18 protein-coding genes are annotated in these 18,763 nt (G+C 38.4%); 14 read left to right on the top strand and 4 right to left on the bottom strand.

Annotation, left to right across the window (positions count from 1 at the left end):
• Positions 1-21: 21 nt before the first annotated feature.
• From C568_RS0108770 to C568_RS0108780, 3 genes are read right to left on the bottom strand one after another with little or no spacing between them, the layout of a single operon-like run.
• Positions 22-555, bottom strand: a complete 534-nt coding sequence (locus C568_RS0108770) for a flavodoxin family protein (RefSeq protein WP_018781288.1) — start codon at positions 553-555, stop codon at positions 22-24.
• 6 nt (positions 556-561) lie between these two features.
• Positions 562-930: a MerR family transcriptional regulator gene (locus C568_RS0108775; RefSeq protein ID WP_018781289.1), complete on the bottom strand. Its 369-nt coding sequence runs from the start codon at positions 928-930 to the stop codon at positions 562-564.
• Between the two features lie 51 nt (positions 931-981).
• Entirely contained in the window at positions 982-1,875 is an 894-nt protein-coding gene (locus C568_RS0108780) for a LysR family transcriptional regulator (protein ID WP_003201848.1), read from the bottom strand.
• 302 nt (positions 1,876-2,177) lie between these two features.
• Between C568_RS0108780 and C568_RS0108785 the strand changes: the two genes are divergently transcribed.
• The 3 genes from C568_RS0108785 to C568_RS0108795 all read left to right on the top strand — a co-directional run bounded on the left by C568_RS0108785 (position 2,178) and on the right by C568_RS0108795 (position 4,675).
• The gene (locus tag C568_RS0108785; protein ID WP_003201850.1) at positions 2,178-3,200 is read left to right on the top strand and encodes a YeiH family protein; all 1,023 of its coding nucleotides are present in this window, start codon (positions 2,178-2,180) and stop codon (positions 3,198-3,200) included.
• 105 nt (positions 3,201-3,305) lie between these two features.
• Entirely contained in the window at positions 3,306-4,067 is a 762-nt protein-coding gene (locus C568_RS0108790) for a MerR family transcriptional regulator (protein WP_018781290.1), read from the top strand.
• Positions 4,064-4,675 carry a hypothetical protein gene (locus C568_RS0108795; RefSeq protein WP_018781291.1) on the top strand — a complete coding sequence of 204 codons (612 nt, stop codon included), beginning with the start codon at positions 4,064-4,066 and terminating at the stop codon, positions 4,673-4,675. The genes C568_RS0108790 and C568_RS0108795 overlap by 4 nt, the downstream gene beginning before the upstream one ends.
• Positions 4,676-4,694: 19 nt before the next feature.
• Here the strand turns inward: C568_RS0108795 and C568_RS0108800 are convergent, their stop codons facing one another.
• Positions 4,695-6,104, bottom strand: coding sequence for an amino acid permease (locus tag C568_RS0108800; RefSeq protein WP_018781292.1), 1,410 nt, complete (start codon positions 6,102-6,104; stop codon positions 4,695-4,697).
• Positions 6,105-6,316: 212 nt separating this feature from the next.
• Between C568_RS0108800 and C568_RS0108805 the strand changes: the two genes are divergently transcribed.
• From C568_RS0108805 to C568_RS0108860, 11 genes are all read left to right on the top strand, one after another.
• Positions 6,317-6,745: a DUF4362 domain-containing protein gene (locus tag C568_RS0108805; protein ID WP_018781293.1), complete on the top strand. Its 429-nt coding sequence runs from the start codon at positions 6,317-6,319 to the stop codon at positions 6,743-6,745.
• A 296-nt stretch (positions 6,746-7,041) separates the two neighbouring features.
• Positions 7,042-9,018: an excinuclease ABC subunit B gene (gene uvrB, locus C568_RS0108810; RefSeq protein ID WP_006096546.1), complete on the top strand. Its 1,977-nt coding sequence runs from the start codon at positions 7,042-7,044 to the stop codon at positions 9,016-9,018.
• Between the two features lie 5 nt (positions 9,019-9,023).
• Complete coding sequence (uvrA, locus tag C568_RS0108815) at positions 9,024-11,894, top strand: excinuclease ABC subunit UvrA (RefSeq protein WP_006096545.1); 2,871 nt, start codon at positions 9,024-9,026, stop codon at positions 11,892-11,894.
• Positions 11,895-12,213: 319 nt separating this feature from the next.
• Positions 12,214-12,588: a phage holin family protein gene (locus C568_RS0108825; protein WP_018765105.1), complete on the top strand. Its 375-nt coding sequence runs from the start codon at positions 12,214-12,216 to the stop codon at positions 12,586-12,588.
• 162 nt (positions 12,589-12,750) lie between these two features.
• Positions 12,751-13,680, top strand: a complete 930-nt coding sequence (hprK, locus tag C568_RS0108830) for an HPr(Ser) kinase/phosphatase (RefSeq protein WP_016112515.1) — start codon at positions 12,751-12,753, stop codon at positions 13,678-13,680.
• 23 nt (positions 13,681-13,703) lie between these two features.
• Positions 13,704-14,516, top strand: a complete 813-nt coding sequence (gene lgt / locus C568_RS0108835; protein WP_003201869.1) for a prolipoprotein diacylglyceryl transferase — start codon at positions 13,704-13,706, stop codon at positions 14,514-14,516.
• 65 nt (positions 14,517-14,581) lie between these two features.
• Entirely contained in the window at positions 14,582-15,220 is a 639-nt protein-coding gene (gene ppaX, locus C568_RS0108840) for a pyrophosphatase PpaX (RefSeq protein ID WP_018781295.1), read from the top strand.
• A gap of 21 nt (positions 15,221-15,241) precedes the next feature.
• Positions 15,242-15,763 carry an acyltransferase gene (locus C568_RS0108845; RefSeq protein ID WP_003201873.1) on the top strand — a complete coding sequence of 174 codons (522 nt, stop codon included), beginning with the start codon at positions 15,242-15,244 and terminating at the stop codon, positions 15,761-15,763.
• Between the two features lie 131 nt (positions 15,764-15,894).
• Positions 15,895-17,406: a tetratricopeptide repeat protein gene (locus tag C568_RS0108850; RefSeq protein ID WP_003201874.1), complete on the top strand. Its 1,512-nt coding sequence runs from the start codon at positions 15,895-15,897 to the stop codon at positions 17,404-17,406.
• Positions 17,407-17,483: 77 nt separating this feature from the next.
• Positions 17,484-18,440 carry a thioredoxin-disulfide reductase gene (gene trxB, locus C568_RS0108855; protein ID WP_018781296.1) on the top strand — a complete coding sequence of 319 codons (957 nt, stop codon included), beginning with the start codon at positions 17,484-17,486 and terminating at the stop codon, positions 18,438-18,440.
• A 113-nt stretch (positions 18,441-18,553) separates the two neighbouring features.
• Positions 18,554-18,763 (top strand): helix-turn-helix domain-containing protein (locus C568_RS0108860; protein WP_018781297.1); only part of this gene is annotated, 210 nt, incomplete at its 3' end.

Genomic DNA, 18,763 nt, shown 5'->3' on the forward strand with positions numbered 1-18,763 from the left:
TGGCAAACTAGTTTCTGGTTATTATTTCCGGAATTGTTCATTGTATAGTTTCGCTTTTGCTAATACTTCTTTATCGTTTGAAATTTCATCCGGTGCATTAGCATCACCGATAATGTAGCCTTCAAAAGAAGAACCGGTAAAATCAAAGATGTATTGAAATTGTGCGATAAGTGGTAATGCTTTTAACTTTGGATTATCTCCACCAACAATGACAACGTACATCTTTTTTTCTTTCATCTTTTCTTTAAAATGAAGGGATCTATCACGTAAACTTTGTGACCAGCGATCAACAAAGTTTTTCATATGTCCGCTCATCCCATACCAATATAGAGGTGTAGCGAAAATAATTGTGTCGTGTTCTAGCATTTGCTCAATTAGGTTTTGGTAATCATCATCTACTGGTTGAAATCCTTCTGCTTCATGACGTTGGTCTGTGATAGGATGAACGGTATGATTTCGTAAATAAACTTGTTCTGCATCGATACCATCAATCATCATGTGTGTAAGGGCTTCTGTATTTCCATTTGAACGGGAGCTTCCGTGTATAACGAACATATGCAATCATTCCTTTTTCTTCGTTTTTTTTAGGAGTGAAACATGCTTCTGTAAATTCGCTTGAATATTGGAGAGCAGTGAAATTTGCTTTGTTACCTCAGCCAGCTTTTCTTCGTAAAGTGTAAGAATACTACTGCATGGATTTTCGTATAATTGTGGTTCAATTTCTAAGCAGCGCAGCATTCTTGCAGTTTCTTCTAAATTTAAGCCAAGCTGTAAGTACATCTGAATGAGGTCAACTTTTCTGGTGGCACTTACCTCAAAATCACGATAGCCATTTGTAAGGCGTTTCGAAGGAAGCAACCCTTTTTCTTCATAATGCCTTAATGAACGTTCACTGACGCCAGTTCGCTTTGATAATTCTCCAATTCGCACTGCATTTCACTCCTTTCGTATATATTGTAAACCTTCACACTAATGTGAAGGTCAACTCTGTTTTTGTGCAAATGAATGAACGTGGTCTAAAAAGACTTGAATGGCTTTGGAAGGAATAAAGTATTTGCCACGAACGATAGAGAAAGGACGGATGAGTTTTTCATTTGGAACTTCGACATGGAAAAGTTCTTTTGCTTGTAGCTCTTTCCTTACGGTCCAGTCAGAAAGGATTGCAATGCCGAGCCCAGCAGCAACGGCTTCTTTTACGCTTTGAATGCTGCTAAATGTAAAGAAACGCTTCATTTTTAAATGGTGCTGATGGATAAAACGATCGCTATAGGCGCGTGTTCCAGATCCCATCTCCCTGAGAATCCATACTTGATCTTGAAGTGAAGCTTCGTTAATTGCATGTGCACCCAGAAGAGGATGTTTTGGTGGAACGACTAGTTTCATTTCATCTTTCATAAAAGTCTCTACATCTATATCAGTGTATACGACTTGACCCTCTACTAAGCCAATATCGATTTGGTTGGAACGAATGCTTTGGAGAACTTCTTCTGTGTTGGAGATAAACGTGTGTACTTCCACACGCGGATTTTCATTGGCGTAGCGTGCTAATATTTTTGGGAGTAAATATTCACCAATTGTAAAACTTGCCCCGATGCGCAGTGTACCTGTAACAACGTTATGTAGTTCGTTAATTTCTTGTTTTGCTTCTTCATAAAGGGATAGCATTTGCTTCGCATGTATGTATAGAATATTGCCAGCTTCCGTAACTTGGACGTGTTTTGGAGAACGCTGAATGAGCGTAGTGCCAAATTCGTTTTCTAAATTGCGAATATGCATGCTGACGCCAGGCTGAGAGAGATTGAGCAATTCTGCCGCACGAGAGAAATGCTTTTGTTCTACGACGGTCACAAATATTTTTAAAATATCGACGTTCATGATGTTTGCTCCTTTGCTCTTTTGTTATTGATCTAGAGATTAGCTTCGGCTTTTCTATTGTCTAGCTCCGGCAGCTAAAATCTCCGGTCGTTTCGTCCCCTCGGACGAGGCAAAAAGTGCCTCGTCCGAGGGGGCTCCAACGCTCTGCGATTTTGAACGAGCCGCCTCCATTTTTTTAGTTTATCATAAGTTTTTCTGATGGTTGAGATTGAATATTGGTATTAAACTTATTATTGGAATGCTTTTATAATGGAAGTATAAGAAACATGCATGTTTTAATACGATTATTGGAGTGATCCAAAGTGGAACAAACACTTGTTATACAAAAGAAGAAGCGTCTCGGTTTTTCACAGGGGATTGGGATTACATTGTTGATTGCGATTAGCGCGAAATATTTAGCGGAGCTTCCATTTTTAAATATTATGGGCCAATTAGTTATCGCTATTCTAATTGGAATGATTTGGAGAGCTACAATTGGTGTTCCAAGCGAAGCGATAGCGGGAACGAATTTTGCGAGTAAGAAGTTACTTCGCTTCGGAATTATTTTGCTAGGTATGCGATTAAATCTTGTTGATATTGCAAAGGCTGGGCCAAAGGTGCTAGTTATTGCAGCGATTGTCATTGCTTTTACACTTGTTGTTGTATACGCATTAACACGTGTTTTTAAAGTAGATAAAACACTTGGGATTTTAACAGCATGCGGGACGGCAATTTGCGGCGCGGCCGCGGTCGTGGCAATTGCACCGCAAGTGAAAGCGAAGGACGATGAAACAGCGGTCGGTGCAGCGATTATTGCTATTTTAGGTACAATTTTTACGTTGATTTATACTTTATTATACCCAGTTCTTGGATTATCCCCGTATGGTTACGGTGTATTTTCTGGAGCGACGCTGCATGAGATTGCACATGTCATCGCTGCTGCGGCGCCAGGTGGAAGCGCGTCTGTTGATATTGCGGTTATTGTAAAATTAACGCGTGTTGCCATGCTTGTACCAGTAGCGATTTTAATTGGCTTATGGTTTAAGCGTAGTGAGGGAAATGGGCAAAAAGGCTCTTGGCGTGATATTCCGATTCCGTGGTTTATCTTAGGGTTCTTGGCAATGAGTGCATTTCATTCATTAGGTGTTATACCGGAAGTGGTAGCAGGCTATATCGTAATCCTTGCTTATATGCTCATTGCGATGGCAATGGCGGGACTTGGTTTAAATGTAGAATTTACGACATTCCGTAAATTAGGAAGTAGAGCATTTGTAGCTGGATTGGTAGGATCTGTTTGCCTTTCTGTTCTTGGGTATATTCTCGTATATGCGTTAGGCTTTATGTAAGGTAACCAAAAGAGACATAGTGAATATGTCTCTTTTTTGAATTTTTTTACAAAAACACTTGAAAGTTACGTTACGTCATCTTTTATAATGAAAGAGGAAAGGGTGATGGAAATGATCTCGATTCAAGAACTTACAAAGGAAACAGAAGTTACGGTAAGAACACTTCGTTATTATGATCAAATTGATTTGTTGAAACCAAGCGGGAAAACAGAAGGTGGACACCGTTTATATAGTGAAGGGGACGTCATTCGTTTGCAACAAATTTTATTTTTAAAAGAAATGGGTTTCTCGTTAAAAGAGATTATGAATATACTAATGACAGATGAATTTAGCTTAAGAGAATCATTGGAAAAACAGCTTGAGTTTGTACAAGAAGAGCAGAAAAAGTTTAATCGGATGGAACGGATTTTACAAGCTGTTGTGTATTCGGCTGAGTTAGAGGGAGAGTTAGATTGGAGAATTATGTTCGAACTTATTCAACTTTCGAGGCAGTCTCCTCGTATACGTGAAATATTTCAAAAGCAAGTGTTTTCAGAGGGTGAGCAAAAACTTCTTCGCAATTTGCCAAATATGAGCGAGGAGGATGAGAATGTTCAAGAATGGGTAGATGTGTTAAAACAGTTACGCAGCTTTATGAAAGAAGGGAAGGATGCATCTCATGATGCCGTGCAAGAAACTATAAAAAAGCTAATGGCTAAGTGTTTGGAGATGGCAAATGGGGATGAAGCATTTCTAGATAAATTATGGGAAGTACGAAAGTCAAAAGAAGACTCGCAGAAGATGAATATGTATCCAATTGAAGAGGAGCTTCTAGTGTATATGGATGAGGCTTTTCGTATATATGATGAGAAGGAGCGCGGAAAATGAGTATACTTGCAGAGTATCGTTGGTATTTCTTAATTGGTGCAGAAATTGTGTTTTGGATATCAGCAATTGGTTTCTTTTTACTTCGTTACGGATTTCGATTACGGAAAGCTAGTTTCATTGCTGGCATTGTGTTACTTCTCAATGAAGTTTTTATTTTAGCTTTAGGTGTCATGGATTATTATGAAACTGGTAAGTTTTCTAACTTTCAAATCATTACATTAGTGATATTGCTATATGCACTCTTTTATGGGAAAAAAGATTTAAAGAAATTAGATATACGTGTACAGAAACTCGTTGCAAGGTGGCGGAATGAACCACTTACACATATAGAAGAACCACTAGAGCTAACAGGCTGGGCTTACACAAAGCAGGAGATTGGAGAATGGAGTTTACATCTCGTTTTGTTTATCGTTGTTCATATTGTCTTTTTCTTTATGTATGGATTCGTGCCGATTGAACAGTGGGGAAATTGGCTTGAAAAAGGAATTGTGTTAAATGAGGCAGCCAGCCGTGTGAGTCAAGTTTGGGGAATTGTATTTTTAGTTGATACGGTAATTACATTTTCATATGTGTTTTTTCCAAAAAAAGAAAAAAAGCTGCTGTCCTAATGGGACAACAGCTTTTTCATTATGCAACGTCTTCTTTTTGTTTATTTTGTAGCGTACTATTTTTGTAACCGTAACTGAAGTAGACAACAAGTCCAATTACAAGCCATACTGCAAAGCCAATCCATGTTGTTGCTGGGAGCTGCAATGCTAGGTATCCACAGAATAGAACAGCTAAAGCAGGAATCCATGGTACTAATGGTACTTTAAAAGCACGCGGTAGTTCTGGTTGTTTTTTGCGTAAGATGATTACCCCAATGGATACAACGATGAATGCGAATAGTGTACCGATATTTGTTAATTCTGCTAGTTTGTTTAAAGGAATGAAACCAGCAAAGAAAGCAACCATAGTTGCAGTAATCCAACTATTGATAACAGGTGTTTTTGTTTTCTTGTTCACGCGAGAAAGTACTTTTGGTAGTAAGCCATCGCGGCTAATTGCGTAAAATAAACGTGTTTGTCCATATAACATAACGAGTAATACAGTTGTAATTCCAGTAATTGCTCCTAAAGAAATGAAACCTGCGATCCAATCTTGTTGGATGTATTGTAGTGCAAATGCAACAGGGTTTTTAACACCTAACTGATCGTAAGGCACAATTCCAGTTAAAATTAATGAAACAACGATATATAAAATTGTACAGATTGTTAAAGAAGCAATAATGCCGATTGGCATGTTACGCTGTGGGTTTTTCACTTCTTCAGCAGCTGTTGATACAGCGTCAAATCCGATGTAAGCAAAGAATACAGTTGCAGCTCCAGTTGTTACGCCAGAGAAGCCGAACGGCATAAATGGTGTCCAGTTTTCAGGTTTGACATAGAAAGCGCCAACACCGATAAATAGTAAGACAACAAAGAGTTTGATAGCTACCATGATCGCATTAAAGCGAGCTGATTTTTTTGCTCCTCTTGTTAACAACAATGTCATTAGAAAGATAATACAGATTGCCGGTAAGTCTACGTATGTTCCAGCTTCAGGATTATATGCGCTTGTTAAAGCGGTAGGTAATGTAATCCCGAATCCACTTAATAATCCTTGGAAATATCCTGACCAACCAGAGGCAACAGCTGAGGAAGCTAAGCCGTATTCTAAAATTAAATCCCACCCTAAAATCCAGGCGATTAATTCTCCAAATGTTGCATAGCTATAAGTGTATGCACTACCAGATACCGGTACAGTTGATGCGAATTCAGAATAACATAGTGCTGCAAATACACAGGCTAATCCGGATAAAATAAACGATAGAATAAGTGCTGGTCCTGCATGTTCTGCTGCGGCAACACCAGTAAGAACGAAAATGCCTGTTCCAATAATGGCGCCGACCCCGAGCATTGTGAGATCAAATGCACCGAGTTCTTTCTTTAAAGATGCCCCTTTTTGTTCTGCCTGTGCTAATAATGCTGAAATGGATTTTTTCCGAAATAGATTCATATAGATCCCTCACTCCTTAGTTGTTATAATATTCTGAAAAATATTCCCGTTTTGTCGTATCGTGTCGAATCTTTGTAGTTCGTATTCTAAAGTAAAATAATATTTTTGTAAATATTTATTTTTTAGAAAATTCTACCTATTAATATTGTTCTTCTAGTTAATCTCGTGTTGAATGATAGTATAAAGCCAAAACAAGCTGGAGAGGATTTAATATGAGAAAAGGAATTGCCTCATTGTGTTTTCTATTTTGTATTGGAAGCTTAGTAGCATGTTCACAATCGGGCGGTAAAATTGATGAGAATAATGATGTGATTGCAAAAGGACATAAAATTTCTAATTTACATAAATTTGAGAAGTTCTTCATGAATGTTGAAAAAGGTAGAGCGGATAAAATATGCATTGTGAATTATACACATGAAGGAGATCCAATCTTTCAAACCCTAGAATATCTTGGGAGAGAAATCAGCTATAAGGTAGATAATTCTTATGATAAATTTGCTGGTAAAGATAAAGGGATTTACTCCGATACTTGTAAAAAGATAATGAAAGATACTCGTGAAGATATAAGGTATACGCTACATGATTGTGTGAAAGAAACAGGTCATAATGGATATGACCTGTTACGTATATCGGCAAAATAAATGGGATTAAAAAAGGAAGGGGCTTATAAAAAGAAGAAACCTTCCTTTTGCTATGTTTATCCCGCATTAATGGGCAGTAAGCCTCCCATCTCAAGATTCAGAGAGAAACGAGGAACAACTGCCCGTAAAAGACAGATTTATTAACCATCAGTGGAGATGAAGAAAACCCCTACTGATGGAAGTTTCACTTTATATTGTCGAAAACTTTACCGAATATCTGTTCGTTTTCTTGGTTTTTTCATGGGCATTCGTGGTAAAATGAGAATACAGATTTTTTACGAGGAGGTCGGTTTTGTTTGGAACATCAATTTGAGATTGTCTCAGAATATTCCCCGCAAGGTGATCAGCCAAGAGCGATACAGCAGCTGGTAGCGGGGATTAATAATGGTAAGAAACATCAAGTGTTGCTTGGAGCGACAGGAACGGGAAAGACATTTACGATTTCGAATGTTATTAAAGAAGTGAAGAAGCCAACGCTTGTAATGGCTCATAATAAAACATTAGCAGGACAACTGTATAGTGAACTCAAAGATTTCTTTCCGAACAATGCTGTTGAGTATTTTGTGAGTTATTACGATTATTATCAACCGGAAGCGTATGTACCACAAACCGATACGTTTATTGAAAAAGATGCACAAATCAATGATGAGATTGATAAATTACGTCACTCAGCGACATCAGCTTTATTTGAACGAGATGATGTCATTATTGTAGCAAGTGTTTCTTGTATTTACGGCTTAGGTTCGCCAGAAGAATACCGTGAACTTGTGGTTTCTTTGCGCGTTGGTATGGAAAAGGACCGTAATCAATTGCTTCGTGAACTTGTTGATGTGCAGTACGGTCGTAATGATATTGATTTTAAACGCGGAACATTTCGAGTGCGCGGAGATGTAGTTGAGATTTTCCCAGCATCGCTTGATGAACATTGTATTCGGATTGAGTTTTTTGGCGATGAGATTGATCGTATCCGTGAAGTGAATGCCTTAACAGGTGAAGTATTAGCAGAACGTGAACATGTAGCAATCTTTCCGGCATCTCACTTCGTTACACGTGAAGAAAAAATGAAAGTTGCCATTGAAAATATTGAAAAAGAATTAGAAGAACGTTTAAAAGAATTAAATGATAACGGTAAATTGTTAGAAGCCCAGCGTATTGAGCAGCGAACTCGTTACGATTTAGAAATGATGCGAGAGATGGGATTTTGTTCGGGGATTGAAAACTACTCCCGTCATTTGACGCTCCGTCCAGCTGGTTCAACACCATATACATTAATAGATTATTTCCCTAAAGATTTCCTAATTGTTATGGATGAGTCGCATGTAACAGTGCCACAAGTAAGAGCGATGTATAATGGGGACCAAGCGCGTAAACAAGTGCTTGTTGACCATGGATTTCGCTTGCCGTCAGCGATGGATAATAGACCGCTTATGTTTGAAGAGTTTGAAGAGAAAACGAATCAAGTTGTGTATGTATCAGCAACACCGGGTCCATATGAACTAGAGCTTACACCGGAAGTTGTGGAGCAAATTATCCGTCCAACGGGGCTTTTAGATCCGCAAATTGATGTAAGACCAATTGAAGGGCAAATAGATGATTTATTAGGAGAAATCCATGACCGCATTGCGAAAAATGAGCGTGTATTGATTACGACATTAACAAAGAAAATGTCAGAGGATTTAACAGATTATTTAAAAGATGTTGGTATTAAAGTAAACTACTTACATTCTGAAATTAAAACGCTAGAGCGGATTGAAATTATTCGAGATCTTCGCCTTGGTAAATTTGATGTGCTTATTGGTATTAACTTGTTGCGAGAAGGGCTTGATATTCCAGAAGTATCACTCGTAGCGATTTTAGATGCGGACAAAGAAGGGTTCCTACGTTCAGAGCGATCATTGATTCAGACAATTGGTCGTGCCGCGCGTAATGAACACGGTCATGTAATCATGTACGCAGATCGCATAACGAGATCGATGGGAATTGCAATTGAAGAGACGAAACGCCGTCGTCAAAAGCAAGAAGCTTACAACGAGGAACATGGCATTACACCGAAAACAATTCAAAAAGAAGTACGTGACGTGATTCGTGCAACAACAGCTGCAGAAGAAACAGAAGTGTATGAAGCTGGGCCGGCTAAGAAAATGACGAAGAAAGAACGAGAAAAAACAATCGCGAAGATGGAAGCAGAAATGAAGGAAGCGGCAAAGGCACTAGACTTCGAGCGTGCAGCTGAGCTGAGAGATTTACTGCTAGAATTAAAAGCGGAAGGGTGAAAATAGTGAGCAAAGATTTTATCGTTGTAAAAGGTGCGAGGGCGCATAACTTGAAAAATATTGATGTAACCATTCCGAGAAATCAGCTCGTTGTTGTGACAGGTCTGTCTGGTTCAGGGAAATCATCATTAGCATTTGATACGATTTATGCCGAAGGGCAGCGCAGATACGTGGAGTCTTTATCCGCGTATGCGCGCCAATTTTTAGGGCAAATGGATAAACCGGATGTGGATACAATTGAAGGGTTATCACCAGCAATTTCAATTGATCAAAAAACGACGAGTCGTAACCCGCGTTCAACAGTCGGAACGGTGACAGAGATTTATGATTATTTACGCCTATTATTTGCGCGTATTGGGACACCAATCTGTCCGAACCACGGGATTGAAATTACATCACAAACGGTAGAACAAATGGTAGACCGTGTTTTGGAATATCCAGAGCGCACGAAATTACAAGTGTTAGCACCGATTGTATCAGGTCGTAAAGGTGCACACGTGAAAGTATTAGAGGATATAAAGAAACAAGGTTATGTTCGCGTTCGTGTTGATGGAGAAATGCTTGATGTGTCTGAAGAAATTACGTTAGATAAAAACAAGAAGCATTCCATTGAAGTCGTAATTGACCGTATCGTTGTGAAAGAAGGGGTTGCAAGCCGCCTTGCAGATTCTCTTGAAAGTGCATTGAAACTAGGTGGAGGTCGTGTATTAATTGATGTGATTGGAGAAGAGGAGCTTTTATTTAGTGAGCATCATGCTTGCCCGCATTGTGGTTTTTCGATCGGTGAATTAGAACCTCGTATGTTCTCTTTCAATAGCCCATTTGGTGCGTGTCCGTCTTGTGATGGGCTTGGCTCAAAATTAGAGGTAGATTTAGAACTTGTAATTCCAAATTGGGATTTATCGTTAAATGGGCATGCGATTGCCCCTTGGGAACCGACTAGTTCGCAATATTATCCGCAATTACTGCAATCTGTGTGTAATCATTACGGCATTGATATGGATATGCCTGTGAAGGATATACCGAAAGAGTTATTTGATAAAGTGTTGTACGGAAGTGGAGAAGAGAAGGTTTATTTCCGTTATGTGAATGACTTTGGACAAGTGAAAGAAAGTGATATTTTATTTGAAGGAGTTATTCCCAATATTGAACGTCGCTACCGTGAAACAAGTTCTGATTACATTCGTGAACAAATGGAGAAGTATATGGCGGAGCAGGCGTGTCCGAAATGTAAGGGCGGCCGCTTGAAGCCAGAAAGCTTAGCTGTTTTTGTTGGCGGAAAAACGATTGCTGATGTAACGAAGTACTCTGTTCAAGAAGTTTATGATTTCTTCGAGGGCATTGAACTGACAGAAAAACAAGAAAAGATTGCTCGTTTAATTTTACGTGAAATTAAAGAGCGCGTAAGTTTCTTAATTAACGTTGGACTTGATTATTTAACATTAAGCCGTGCAGCAGGAACATTATCAGGTGGGGAAGCACAGCGTATTCGTCTTGCAACGCAAATTGGTTCTCGTTTAACTGGTGTATTGTATATTCTTGATGAACCTTCTATCGGTTTACATCAGCGTGACAATGATCGTCTGATTCGTACACTACAGGAAATGCGTGATTTAGGAAATACGCTAATCGTTGTTGAACATGATGAAGATACAATGATGGCGGCCGATTATTTACTTGATATTGGCCCTGGCGCAGGAATTCATGGTGGGCAAGTTGTGTCATCTGGCTCGCCAGATGAAGTGATGAATGATGATAATTCATTAACAGGGCAATATTTAAGCGGTAAGAAATTTATTCCGGTCCCACTTGAGAGACGTAAAGGGGATGGGCGTAAGGTCGAGATTATTGGTGCAAAAGAAAATAACTTAAAAAATGCGAAGATGTCATTCCCGCTTGGGACATTTGTAGCAGTAACCGGCGTATCTGGATCAGGAAAAAGTACGATGATCAATGAAGTTCTATATAAATCGTTAGCACAGAAATTATATAAAGCGAAAAGTAAGCCAGGAGCTCATAAGGAAATTAAAGGCCTTGAGCATTTAGATAAAGTTATTGATATTGATCAATCACCAATCGGACGTACACCGCGCTCGAATCCAGCAACATACACAGGCGTTTTCGATGATATCCGTGATGTGTTTGCGCAAACGAATGAAGCAAAAGTACGTGGGTATCAAAAGGGACGTTTTAGTTTTAACGTGAAAGGTGGCCGTTGTGAGGCTTGCCGCGGTGATGGGATTATTAAAATTGAAATGCATTTCTTACCGGATGTATATGTTCCATGTGAAGTATGTCATGGAAAACGTTATAATCGTGAAACGTTAGAAGTGAAATATAAAGATAAGAACATTTCTGAAGTACTAGGAATGACGATTGAAGATGGGGTAGAATTCTTTGCCAACATCCCGAAAATTAAACGAAAGTTGCAGACGCTTGTAGATGTAGGGCTAGGCTATATGAAATTAGGGCAGCCGGCTACTACATTATCGGGTGGTGAAGCGCAGCGTGTGAAACTTGCATCTGAATTACATCGCCGTTCTACAGGTCGTACGTTATATATTTTAGATGAGCCGACAACCGGCTTACATGCACATGATATTGCACGACTTCTAGAAGTATTACAGCGCCTTGTTGAAAGTGGGGAAACTGTGCTTGTTATCGAGCATAACCTAGATGTAATTAAGACAGCAGATTACATTGTTGACCTTGGTCCAGAAGGCGGAGACAAAGGTGGTCAAATCATTGCGTCAGGTACGCCGGAGCAAGTTGTAAAAGAAGAGCGTTCCTATACAGGGAAGTATTTAAAAGAGATTTTAGAGCGTGATACGGCTCGTATGAAAGAGAAGATGAATGAGGTTGAGGTAGGGAGCTAAGCCAATTGGCTAGCTCCTTGTTTTTGTTTGGGAGAGGATTTAGCGTGACAGGTATACAAGTATAAGGGCTGGAATAAGTTGTTATATAAACTCATTTCGATTTTCAGCATACAAATCACGGCTTCGAAGCCAAAAGGAGACTCCTACTCATTTCCTCCCTCTGTTTTCACATGGCATGGGGCGAACCTCCTATGCATGGGTGGATGCTCTCTTCCCAAAAAAAAAGAAAGGTTTTCCCTCGCTTTTTTTTATGGTTACTTGGCGTTTGCTATCCATTAGCGTATGATTAAGTATATATATCAAAAGGATGTGTAAGAAAATGAGATGGATTCTATCACTTCTTGTGAATAGCGTCGTATTAATTGTTGTATCAGGTCTTCTAAAGGGAATTGCACCAGACGCATTTTACATAGAAAACATACAAACCGCGATTATCGCGAGCGTTATTTTGTCGATTTTAAATGTATTTGTAAAACCGTTATTAATTTTAATTACGTTACCGATTACTGTTTTAACATTTGGTTTCTTCCTAATTGTAATTAATGCAATTACATTAGAGATGACAGATTCTTTGTTAGGTGATGCTTTTAACATATCAGGATTTGGTGTAGCAATTCTTGCGGCAATTTGTATTTCTATTTTAAATATGCTGATTGATAAAGTAATTGTCGAGCCATTATCTGAGAAAAAATAGAAAAATGACAAAAAGAAAAACATTTCATGAATCTCATGAAATGTTTTTTTCTATTTAGTAGAAACCATATTTCTTGTTTTCAGAAAAAAATGGTACAATATCGGTTAGAATGGAATTTTACATCAAATGAGAATGAACCCGCAGCGGAGTGGAGGTTTACATATGCCGAAAGTAAGGACAAAAGATTTAATTGAGCAATTTCAATTGGAATTAGTAAGTGGTGAGGAAGGAATTCATCGTCCAATTGATACAAGTGATTTATCGCGACCTGGAATTGAAATGGCAGGATTCTTTACATATTATCCAGCAGATCGCGTACAGCTTCTTGGAAAAACGGAGCTTACTTTTTTTGATACATTAACAACTGAGCAAAAGCAAGAAAGAATGACAGCTCTTTGTACAGAAGAAACGCCGTGTATTATCGTAACGCGTAGTCAAGATGTACCTGGAGAATTATTGCAAGCATCACGTGAGTTTGGTGTGCCTCTTTTGCGCTCTTCCCAAACGACGACAAGACTATCAAGTCGTTTAACAAATTATTTAGAAGGTAAGTTAGCACCAACAACTGCCGTTCACGGTGTATTAGTAGATATTTACGGCGTTGGTGTTTTAATTACAGGTCAAAGTGGCGTCGGGAAAAGTGAAACAGCACTTGAACTTGTTAAACGCGGTCACCGCTTAGTTGCGGATGATAGCGTAGAAATTCGTCAAGAAGATGAAGATACGTTAGTAGGAAGCTCGCCAGATTTAATTGAGCATTTACTAGAAATTCGTGGTCTAGGTATCATTAACGTCATGACGTTATTTGGTGCAGGGGCTGTGCGAAACTACAAGCGTATTACACTTGTGATTAATCTTGAGATTTGGGATCAAAAGAAAAACTATGATCGTCTAGGTCTTGATGAAGAGAAAATGAAAATTATAGATACAGAACTTACGAAGATTACACTTCCAGTTCGTCCTGGCCGAAACTTGGCTGTTATTATTGAAGTAGCAGCAATGAACTTCAGATTAAAACGAATGGGAGTCAATGCAGCACAACAATTTTCTGAGCGCTTAATGAGTGCGATTGAACTAGGAAATCAAGAATAAATTAGGAGAGAGAGGTCATACATATGCTGTTAGGTTCTGTACCACAGCTAGATCGTGTAGCGATTCAACTTGGACCGTTCCCAGTCTATTGGTATGGGATTATTATTGGGACAGGTGTTTTGCTTGGACTTTGGCTAGCTACGCGCGAGGGTGAACGATTAGGTATTCCAAAAGATACTTTTGTCGATCTTGTTTTAATTGCGGTACCAATCGCGATTATTTGCGCACGCGCATACTATGTTATTTTTGAGTGGGAATATTATGTACAAGACCCAAGGCAAATTATTAATATTCGTCAAGGTGGATTGGCGATTCATGGTGGTTTAATCGGAGCGGTGATTACGGGGATTTTCTTTGCGAAAAAACGCGGTATTTCCTTCTGGAAGCTGGCTGATATTGCAGCACCAAGTATTCTTCTTGGACAAGCAATTGGCCGATGGGGGAACTTTATGAACCAAGAGGCTCACGGCGGTGAAGTAACAAGACAGTTTTTAGAAGGCTTACATTTACCAGAGTTTATTGTGAATCAAATGTATATTGATGGTGTATATTATCATCCAACGTTCTTATATGAATCATTATGGAATTTTGCAGGTGTAATTCTATTATTGTTATTACGCAAAGCGAATTTACGCCGTGGTGAATTATTCTTTACGTATTTAATTTGGTATTCAGTTGGACGTTTCTTTGTGGAAGGCTTACGTACGGATAGCTTAATGTTAGGACCGCTTCGCATTGCGCAAGTGATGTCCATCGGGCTTGTTGTTATTTCTATCATTTTCATTATTGTGAGACGTATAATGGGGCAAGCTGATAAAAGATATTCAGAAAACTAGAGAAAAGTAGCATCTTATATGAGATGCTGCTTCTTTCATATTCAGGCAGTGAAAGGATCGAGCATATGAAAATAAATACAGTGTTATTTGATTTAGATGGAACATTAATAAATACAAATGAACTTATTATTTCTTCTTTTTTACACACGTTAAATAAGTACTATCCAGATCAGTATAAGCGCGAAGATATATTGCCATTTATCGGTCCATCTTTGCATGAGACGTTTCGTTCAATGGATGAGGGCAAGGTAGATGAGATGATTCAGTGCTATCGTCAGTTTAATCATGACCATCATGATGAACTAGTGGAAGAATATGAAACTGTCTATGAAACCGTTCAGGAATTAAAGAAACAAGGTTATAAAATTGGAATTGTGACCACGAAGGCGAGACAAACAGTAGAAATGGGTTTAAAGCTTTCAAAATTAAAGGAGTTCTTTGATGTTGTTGTAACAATTGATGATGTAGAACACGTGAAACCACATCCAGAACCTATTCAAAAAGCATTGAAACTATTGGATGCAAAACCGGAAGAAACATTAATGGTTGGTGATAACCATCATGATATAGTAGGCGGACAAAACGCAGGTACGAAAACAGCGGCAGTGGCATGGACGATTAAAGGTAGAGAGTATTTAGAATCGTATAAGCCGGATTATGTACTAGATAGAATGAGTGATTTATTATCCATTTTGTTTGAATAGTAGATAAGGGGAGAGAGCAAAGTGCGACGGACAACGCGCTACCCTGTTTCAGGAGCAAATTCATTATGGAATGTGTATAAAACAGTATCCTTCTTTAAGGTAATGAAAAATTTTATTGTTATTCAAATTGCACGCTATACGCCATTTTTATCCGTGAAGAACTGGCTATATCGCACGTTTTTACGGATGAAAGTCGGAGAGCAAACATCATTTGCACTTATGGCTATGCCTGATACTATGTTTCCAGAAAAGATTACAGTTGGAGCAAATTCAATAATTGGCTACAATACAACGATTTTAGCTCACGAATATTTAATTACGGAATATCGTCTTGGAGAAGTAATCATAGGGAATGAAGTGATGATTGGAGCAAATTCCACTGTATTACCAGGTGTGAAGATTGGGGACGGTGCTATTGTTTCAGCAGGTACGCTTGTTCACCGTGATGTACCAAGCGGTGCTTTTGTAGGTGGAAATCCAATGCGTATCATTTATACGAAGGAAGAGATGGCAGAGAGGAGAAAGTCAATGTTAAAAATGTAACATTTCCCTTCTCTTTTTATGAATAAAAAGGAAATAATTGATTATAATATACTGTTTTGTTTTTTACGGAATCGTTTATACTTATAAATAGAAGAAGGTATGAACGAAGAAAACAAAAAACTGGAGGATATATGGGGAAAAATCAAAGAATATTTAAGGAGAACGGACAAGTTATCTCTTTTAATCAATTAGCTGATTTCTTTTATAAAAAAGGGATGAAGTCTTATCGCAATCATAAATTACAAGATGCGATTAAATATTTTCGAAGAGCGGCACAAAGTGAGAAAGAGCCGTTTATTTTATGTCAATTAGCTACGGTATTATCGGAAGTCGGTGAGTATCAAGAATCAAATCAAATTTTCTTGAAACTGATTCGTTCGAATTCTAATATTGAACAGTGCTATTATTTTGTAGCAAATAATTACGCATATCTTGGCTTGTTTCAGCAGGCGAAGAAGTATGCGGAGCAATATTTAGAGATAGCTACAGAGAAGGAATTTGTGGAAGAGACGTTAGAATTGCTTGAAATTATGGAAGAAGAATCAATGGATGCGGAAGAGTTTGAAGATGAAGATGAGTTAATTGTCATGCAGGAACAAGCGAACCGTTATATTCGCAACGGACAATTAGAAGAAGCAATTGCTACACTTGAAGTTGTTACGAAAGATTATCCGGAATTTTGGTCGGGTTATAATAATTTAGCAATTGCTCATTTTCAGTTAGGAAATGTAGATAAAGCATTAAAGTTAACAGAGATGATTTTAGAGAAAAATCCTGGTAATATGCATGCGTTATGTAATACGCTTATTTTTCTATATTCAATTGGAGAGCATAAGCAAGTAGAAGCGTTAGCGAAGCAACTAGAATCCGTATATCCAATGTCATTTGAGCATCGATTAAAGCTAGGAACAACATTCGCGACAATTGGTCACTTTGCATCGGCATATAAATGGTTAAGGTTATTAAAGCGTCAAGGTTATGAAGGAGATGTCAGCTTTTACTATTGGTTTGCATACTCTGCTTATATGATAAAAGATCAACAGACAGCGGAAAAGATGTGGCAATCTGTTGTAGAATTACACCCTGATAAAAAAGGGAAAGAGCCGTGGAATGCCCTGCATTTAGCTGATGAAGGACAGAATGTTTTGTTTGAAGAGCTGAGGAAATCTTTCCAGCAAAGTACAACGTTAGAAGAGCAAATGTTAGCACTGTATTTAATGAATGAATTAACAACACCTGAGAAGATTGGCTTTTTCTTTGATGTGACGCAGGCGAAAAATCGTGTGCCAATTGTTTCGCAACTGGCAAAATACTTCTTTTTAATGAGCAGTCATAAGAGTATTCCGAGCGAGTTACAACCGTTTGAACAATGTATTCGGATTGCGGATGCCTTATATAACTATACAAATAAAGAAGATGAATTGATTGAAGAGTGCTTACATTTCTGGTTTTGTACTTTTATACGCCTATATACATCTGGGACGGTATTTACAAACGTGTTTGGTTGGTCTGCGGCAATCGAGTATATTGTGCGCGGAGAACAGAGAAATAAAATGACACAGGCCGAACTTGGAAATATATATAATGTATCTGTGGCAACTGTGAGAAAATATGTGCAAGTAGTAAAGCGTACTCACGCGTAGGCAAATCATTGGGAAAAAACAGATGCTAACAGTATAATGAGGGTAAGTTATGGTAGGAATGAATAGGAGTGAATAGTGTGTCAGAAGAAAAAATTTATGATGTCATTATTATTGGTGCTGGGCCAGCTGGGATGACAGCTGCAGTGTATACGTCTCGTGCAAATTTAAGCACGCTTATGCTTGAACGTGGTATTCCAGGCGGACAAATGGCAAACACAGAAGATGTAGAAAACTATCCAGGTTATGAATCTATTTTAGGACCCGATTTATCAAATAAAATGTTCGAGCATGCGAAAAAATTCGGTGCTGAATATGCATATGGTGATGTGAAAGAAGTCATCGATGGCAAAGAATACAAAACAGTTGTAGCTGGTAAAAAAGAATACAAAACACGCGCAATTATCGTTGCAAGTGGTGCAGAGTATAAAAAGATCGGTGTACCAGGTGAAAAAGAACTTGGCGGCCGTGGTGTATCATATTGCGCGGTATGTGACGGCGCTTTCTTTAAAGGGAAAGAACTTGTTGTTATTGGCGGCGGAGATTCTGCTGTTGAAGAAGGTGTGTATTTAACACGTTTCGCATCAAAAGTAACAATCGTTCACCGTCGTGATGCTCTTCGCGCACAGAAAATTCTTCAAGACCGTGCTTTCCAAAATGAGAAAGTGGACTTCATTTGGAATCATACTGTAAAAGAAATTAACGAAGAGAATGGTAAAGTAGGTAGTGTAACACTTGTAGATGTTAACACTGGTGAAGAACAAGAATTTAAAGCAGACGGTGCTTTTATCTATATCGGAATGTTACCATTATCAAAACCATTTACTGAGCTTGGCATTACAAATGAAAATGGTTATATTGAAACAAATGAACGTATGGAAACGAAAGTTCCTGGTATTTTCGCAGCTGGTGATATTCGCGAAAAAATGCTTCGTCAAATTGTAACAGCAACTGGCGATGGCAGTATTGCAGCACAAAGTGCACAGCACTACGTAGAAGAGCTGTTAGAGGAATTAAAAACTGTAACAGAAAAATAAGGATGTAAATCCTTTTCGAAGAAGAAAGCTACCTTCGTATTGATATGATCCCCTTATAGTAGACAGTAAAAAGAAAGCACATTAATCTGTTTACTATGGAGGGGATTTTTTCTATGGGTAAAATTAGAGTAACTTACGATATAGAATTTAAGAAAAAAGCAGTAGATTTATACCTTAAAGAAGGAATGGGATACAAAACGGTCGCTAAAGAACTAGGAATTGATCACTCAGTAGTAAGACGTTGGGTGAAACACTTTGAAGCTGAAGGTATCAAAGGACTAGAAGAAAAACGTGGTAAAGCGAAAGGGCCAGGTGTAGGTAGA

The organism is Bacillus sp. 95MFCvi2.1 (assembly GCF_000374965.1).
Classification (GTDB): Bacteria; Bacillota; Bacilli; order Bacillales; family Bacillaceae_G; genus Bacillus_A; species Bacillus_A pseudomycoides.